The following is a 5,770-nucleotide window of genomic DNA, read 5'->3' as shown; positions in this document are numbered from 1 at the left end:
CCGCCGATGGCCATGGCCGCGACAGGAAAGCCGCGGGGCATTTGCAGGATTGAATAGAGGCTATCAACGCCCGAGAGCGCCTTGGTCTGCACCGGAACGCCGATGACGGGCACGCGGGTTTTGGAGGCCATCATGCCCGGAAGGTGAGCTGCGCCGCCTGCGCCTGCGATAATGACCTTGAGGCCACGGGGTGCGGCGGTCTTGCCATAGTCCCAGAGACGATCAGGGGTGCGGTGGGCTGATACGATCTTTTTCTCATATGGAATCTCAAGCGCGTCGAGCATGTCGGCGGCTTCCTTCATCGTGGGCCAATCAGATTGGCTGCCCATGATGATTCCAACTTCGATATCGGCCATTTTTATCACCCCTCTTCGTGAGCGGCGGACTATAGCCAGATGCGCGCTTTAGGCAATGATATCTGGGGTCAAACGGTCTTCGATTTGCGATATTTTGTCTTTTAGTCGCAGCTTGGTGCGTTTGAGGCGCTGCATCATCAGCTGATCGGCGGTGCCTTTTGCGGCCAATGCGCTGATCGACTCGTCTAGATCGCGGTGTTCTTGGCGCATGACTTCCAGCTCAATCCGTAAAACATCGTTTGTTTTCATGGAGATGTCGGTGGGCGCGTTCATTTTGTTAGTCCATTTAGGCAAATCGTGCAGAGATTTCAGTATATCGGAGCGTGCGCGCTGCGCATAGCCCTTGCACATGAGCGATTTGCTTCCCATATTTATCAAATGCGCGATTGCCGGAACGGGATCGCAAATTTGGACTGTCGCTTTGCTTTAAGGACAAACCGTTATGACGAAGCTTACTTTAGGCTCTTACCCCCATTTGTTGGGATTTGAGCAGCTGGAACGGCTGGTAGAACGCACCGCTAAATCCGGCAATGAGGGCTACCCGCCCTATAATATCGAACAAACCACAGACACATCTTATCGCATCACGCTGGCTGTTGCCGGTTTCAGCGAGGATGATCTGGCCATTACGGTTGAAGATCGCCAGCTGGTGATCCGCGGCCGACAAACCGACGATAGTGAAGGACGTCTGTTCCTGCATCGCGGGATTGCGGCGCGTCAGTTCCAGCGCAGTTTTGTGCTGGCGGACGGCGTTGAGGTCGGCGAGGCGCAGATGGAGAACGGGCTGCTGCATGTAGACTTGACCCGCGCGCGGCCAGACGCAGTTGTTCAAACGATTAATATCAAAAAGGGGTAGCACTATGACTGATTTTCCACAGGACACGAAGGCCGAAACAGGTCGCAATGTGTATGTGCGTCCGATTGCGCATGCTGATCTACCTGAAGAGATGCGCGAGCAAGCGGAGGGATTGGACAATCTTTACGCGGTGCACACCGAGGACGGCAATCGTTTGGCCGTAGTTGCGGATCGCGACTTTGCCTTTGATCTGGCGCGCCAGCATGACTATGCGCCGCACGCGGTTCACTGATGGGCGAATACGCATTTCACTGGGTTGATGCCTTTACCGATCGCGCATTTGGCGGCAACGGATGCGCGGTCGTGCATGATGCGGCGCATTTGGACGCGGACACTTGCATGGCCTATGTGCGCGAAACCTCATTGGTGGAATGCACATTTCTAGGGCCATCGGAGGTCGCGGACGTTCATGTGCGCTACTTCCTCGCCAGCCGCGAAATCCCGTTTGCAGGGCATCCGACGGTTGCTTCTGTCATTGCGGCGCATGCGGCTGGCACGATTGGAACTGGCGATCTGACGCTGGAAACGCAGGCGGGGATTATTCCTGTCACGCTCAGCGAAGATGGCAAGCGCGTGAGCATGCGCCAGATTGCGCCGGTGTTTGGACCTGAGCCGGACAAAGCGCTGGTCGCGGCAGCGATTGGGCTGAGCGCGGATGATATCATTGCGCAACCGCAATTGGTGTCGACGGGACTGCCGTTTGTCATCACGCTTCTGAAAAATCGCGACACGCTTGGGCGCGCGGTTTTGGATCGCACAGGGATTGAAGCCTTGAACGCAAATCTTGGGGATGCGGCGCAAGACGAGATGGAACCGTTTTTGACCACACTGGGCGGTTACACAGAGGCAGGCGATACGTTTTCGCGGTTGCTGCTTTTGCCGCCAAGTTCACCAGAAGACCCCTTTACCGGTTCTGCGACGGGGGCGATGGGCGCCTATCTTTGGCAACATGGTTTGATCGATGGACCCGAATTTACCGCCGAGCAAGGCCATATGATGGGCCGACCCGGTCAAGCGGCTGTTCGTGTGATCGGGGGCGCAGGCGCAATTGAAGGTGTCGAGGTTGCGGGCAACGGTCACATCCTTATGAGCGGAACACTGCATCTGTAGTTTCCGCCCGAAGCCGCAAAGTGACGGAACGTAACTTTATTCTCAAAGCGCTTCGAAAGAATGGACTAAGCCCTTGTTTGCGGGCAACAACCCATTCGCCTGCAACATAAAAATAAGGCTTTGCGTTCGCGCTAACACCTGTTTGCGGTGCGATGGCCCGCGAACGGAAAATCGATTTGCATAGTTGTTAGGCGTTCACGTTACCAAATGCATTAAACTAACGCTTGCCGTGAATCACTTCGCGTAGCAGTCTCTTTTTCAAGGAGCAATTTGCAAGCCATGTCATCTTTGACAAGCCCGCACATCTTCCGGGACCGTTGAATTTGTCATCCCTATCACGCCTCTTCAGGCGTTTTGGGTCGCTGCAATTGCGACGCTACTAGGGAGGACCGAATGACAAAAATCACAATGACCGTAAACGGCAAGTCCGCGTCTGGAGACGTTGAAGGGCGCACGCTGCTGTCTTCGTTTTTGCGCGAAGATTTGGAATTAACTGGAACGCATGTTGGCTGCGACACCAGCCAGTGTGGCGCTTGCGTGGTGCACGTAAATGGCGTGGCTGTGAAAAGCTGCACGATGCTTGCGGCGGAAGCTGATGGCGCTGAGGTTGCGACGATTGAAGGACAGGCGGCACCAGATGGCACGCTCAACACGATCCAAGCGGCGTTTCAGGAACATCACGGATTGCAGTGTGGGTTTTGCACACCGGGCATGGTGATGACGACGGCCGCGCTTTTGAAAGAGAACCCGAAGCCGACAGAGGCGGAAGTGCGCGAGTATCTTGAGGGCAATATCTGCCGCTGCACGGGATACCATAACATCGTCAAGGCGATCATGGCCGCGTCTGGCCAAGAGATTCCAGCGATAGCAGCCGAATGATGAAGCGCGGTGCGTGACATCACGCACCCTACGTCAAAATGTAAGGTGAGTGCTATTTGCACGCACCCCTGTGGGAGGAAAATTCATGCCAAAAGATGGTGGTATTGGCGCTAGCACGAAGCGGCGCGAGGACGTTCGGTTTCTAACAGGAGCCGGAAATTACACAGACGACATCAATGTACGCGGACAGACCTATGTTCATTTCCTGCGCTCTGATGTGGCACATGCGAAGATCAACGGAATTGACACAAGCGCGGCGGCGGACATGCCGGGCGTTGTGCAAATTTTCACGGGCGCTGATTTCGAAGGTGTAGGGGGCATTCCATGCGGCTGGCTTGTTACGGATCGCCATGGCGAACCGATGCAAGAGCCCGCGCACCCTGTTTTGGCGCAAGGCAAGGTGCGCCACGTGGGTGATCCGATTGCTGCGGTTGTGGCTGAGAGCTTAGAGCAAGCGCGTGATGCGGCAGAGGCGATTGAGCTTGATCTTGAAGAGCTGCCTGCTGTTGTGAACATGAAGGATGCTTTGGGCGATGGTTCGACCAAGGTGCATGACGATCTGACGAGCAACCTTTGCTACGATTGGGGTTTTGTTGAAGAAAACAAAGGCGCGGTTGAGGAAGCGATCAAGGGCGCGGCGCATGTCACGACGCTTGAGTTGGTCAACAACCGTCTTGTTGCGAACCCGATGGAGCCACGTGTGGCGGTTGGCGATTACAATCGCGCCGATGGGGAGCATACGCTTTATACGACATCGCAGAACCCCCATGTGATCCGTCTTTTGATGGGTGCGTTTGTATTGGGCATTCCTGAGCATAAGCTGCGCGTTGTAGCCCCTGATGTGGGCGGCGGTTTTGGTACGAAGATTTTCCATTACGCGGAAGAGGCGTTTTGTACTTTTGCGGCGAAGGCAGTGAACCGTCCTGTGAAATGGACATCTTCACGCTCTGAAGCGTTTATGTCCGATGCGCATGGACGTGATCACGTGACGAAGATTGAATTGGCCTTGGATGCGGACAACAATTTTGTTGCTGTGCGCACGGAGACTTTGGCGAATATGGGCGCTTACTTGAGCACCTTCTCGTCCTCTGTTCCCACATGGCTGCATGGCACATTGATGGCCGGTAACTACAAGACGCCGAATATCTATGTGAACGTAAAGGCGGTCTTTACCAATACGGTGCCTGTGGATGCGTATCGCGGTGCTGGTCGCCCTGAAGCGACGTTCCAATTGGAGCGGGTGATTGATCAGGCTGCGCGTGAGCTGGGCGTTGATCCGATTGCGTTGCGCCGTCAGAACTATGTCACGGAATTCCCATATGCGACGCCTGTTGCGGTGGAATATGACACGGGCGATTACAACGCGACGATGGACAAGCTGGAAGAGATCGCCGACATCGCGGGTTTTGCAGCGCGTCGCAAGGAAAGCGAAGCGCGCGGCATGATGCGCGGGCTTGGGATCAACAACTATATCGAGGCTTGCGGTATTGCGCCGTCCAACCTCGTTGGTCAACTTGGTGCGCGTGCGGGTCTTTATGATGCGGCCACGGTGCGTGTGAATGCGACGGGTTCCATCAGCGTTATGGTCGGGGCGCATAGCCATGGTCAGGGGCACGAGACGGCGTTTCCACAGGTTGTTGCGGAGATGATTGGCATCGATGCAGAGCAAGTTGATATCGTGCATGGCGATACGGCGAAGGTGCCGTTTGGTATGGGGACTTATGGCTCCCGCTCGCTCGCGGTGTGTGGATCGGCGATGGTGCGCGCGACGGAGAAGATCATCAACAAGGCCAAGAAGATCGCGGCGCATTTGATGGAAGCCTCTGAGGCGGACATTGAGTTGAAGGATGGTAACTTCTCGGTTGCGGGAACGGACAAGTCTGTGGCTTGGGGCGATGTGACCCTAGCGGCCTATGTTCCGCATAACTATCCGCTGGAGGACATTGAGCCGGGTCTAGAGGAGACTGCGTTCTATGATCCTGCGAACTTTACCTATCCTGCGGGTGCTTATGCCTGCGAGGTCGAAGTTGATCCAGACACCGGTAAAGTCACCATTGAGCGTTTTGCGGCGGCGGATGATTTCGGCAACGTGATCAACCCGATGATCGTATCGGGCCAAGTGCATGGCGGTATCGCGCAGGGCATTGGTCAGGCGTTGATGGAGAACTGTGTCTATGATGACAACGGTCAGCTTCTGAGCGCGTCCTACATGGATTACACGATGCCACGCGCGGATGATTTGCCGTTCTACACGGTTGATCATTCTTGCCAGACGCCGTGTACGCACAATCCGTTGGGCGTCAAAGGCTGCGGGGAAGCGGGTGCGATTGGATCGCCACCTTCTGTGATCAATGCGGTTCTGGATGCTTTGAATTCTGGCGGTCACGACGTTGCGCATATTGATATGCCAGCGACGCCGTCGCGGGTTTGGGCAGCGATGCAAAAGTGATGGTTGCGGGTCGGGTGCGAGGGGCCACCCCCTCGCGCTCCCCGGGATATTTTTGGAGAGAGGAAGCCTAAAGGGGTTCTTCGCCAAAGAAAGGAAAGACAAGATGTATAATTTTGAGTT

Annotated in this window: 7 protein-coding genes; 5 read left to right on the top strand and 2 right to left on the bottom strand. The window is 55.5% G+C overall.

Going from position 1 to position 5,770, the window contains the following annotated elements; genetic code table 11:
* Together purE and ABJQ89_RS17140 are read right to left on the bottom strand one after the other, a co-directional pair.
* The coding region (gene purE, locus ABJQ89_RS17145; RefSeq protein WP_348497373.1) for a 5-(carboxyamino)imidazole ribonucleotide mutase at positions 1 to 356 on the bottom strand (356 nt) is incomplete at its 3' end.
* A 48-nt stretch (positions 357 to 404) separates the two neighbouring features.
* Positions 405 to 629 carry a DUF465 domain-containing protein gene (locus ABJQ89_RS17140; protein WP_348497372.1) on the bottom strand — a complete coding sequence of 75 codons (225 nt, stop codon included), beginning with the start codon at positions 627 to 629 and terminating at the stop codon, positions 405 to 407.
* Positions 630 to 798: 169 nt separating this feature from the next.
* On the opposite strand from ABJQ89_RS17140, the gene ABJQ89_RS17135 reads away from it, so the two are divergent.
* From ABJQ89_RS17135 to ABJQ89_RS17115, 5 genes are all read left to right on the top strand, one after another.
* Positions 799 to 1,212 carry an Hsp20 family protein gene (locus ABJQ89_RS17135; protein ID WP_348497371.1) on the top strand — a complete coding sequence of 138 codons (414 nt, stop codon included), beginning with the start codon at positions 799 to 801 and terminating at the stop codon, positions 1,210 to 1,212.
* A gap of 4 nt (positions 1,213 to 1,216) precedes the next feature.
* Positions 1,217 to 1,444: a DUF1150 family protein gene (locus ABJQ89_RS17130; protein WP_348497370.1), complete on the top strand. Its 228-nt coding sequence runs from the start codon at positions 1,217 to 1,219 to the stop codon at positions 1,442 to 1,444.
* Entirely contained in the window at positions 1,444 to 2,322 is an 879-nt protein-coding gene (locus ABJQ89_RS17125; RefSeq protein ID WP_348497369.1) for a PhzF family phenazine biosynthesis protein, read from the top strand. Before ABJQ89_RS17130 ends, ABJQ89_RS17125 begins: the two co-directional genes overlap by 1 nt.
* 393 nt (positions 2,323 to 2,715) lie before the next feature.
* Entirely contained in the window at positions 2,716 to 3,201 is a 486-nt protein-coding gene (locus ABJQ89_RS17120) for a (2Fe-2S)-binding protein (RefSeq protein WP_348497368.1), read from the top strand.
* Positions 3,202 to 3,286: 85 nt separating this feature from the next.
* A complete protein-coding gene (locus tag ABJQ89_RS17115; RefSeq protein WP_348497367.1) occupies positions 3,287 to 5,650 on the top strand; it encodes a xanthine dehydrogenase family protein molybdopterin-binding subunit in 2,364 nt (787 codons plus the stop codon).
* The last annotated feature ends 120 nt before the right edge of the window (positions 5,651 to 5,770 follow it).

Origin of the sequence: Planktotalea sp. (assembly GCF_039984035.1) — a bacterium.
Lineage (GTDB): Bacteria > Pseudomonadota > Alphaproteobacteria > Rhodobacterales > Rhodobacteraceae > Planktotalea.
This window is presented reverse-complemented; position numbering and strand designations above follow the sequence as displayed.

What these genes read in the sequence shown, in the direction of transcription:
- ABJQ89_RS17140 (WP_348497372.1), bottom strand. Translation starts at nt 629, where the DNA reads ATGAACGCGCCCACCGACATCTCCATGAAAACAAACGATGTTTTACGG.
- ABJQ89_RS17135 (WP_348497371.1), top strand. Translation starts at nt 799, where the DNA reads ATGACGAAGCTTACTTTAGGCTCTTACCCCCATTTGTTGGGATTTGAG.
- ABJQ89_RS17130 (WP_348497370.1), top strand. Translation starts at nt 1,217, where the DNA reads ATGACTGATTTTCCACAGGACACGAAGGCCGAAACAGGTCGCAATGTG.
- ABJQ89_RS17125 (WP_348497369.1), top strand. Translation starts at nt 1,444, where the DNA reads ATGGGCGAATACGCATTTCACTGGGTTGATGCCTTTACCGATCGCGCA.
- ABJQ89_RS17120 (WP_348497368.1), top strand. Translation starts at nt 2,716, where the DNA reads ATGACAAAAATCACAATGACCGTAAACGGCAAGTCCGCGTCTGGAGAC.
- ABJQ89_RS17115 (WP_348497367.1), top strand. Translation starts at nt 3,287, where the DNA reads ATGCCAAAAGATGGTGGTATTGGCGCTAGCACGAAGCGGCGCGAGGAC.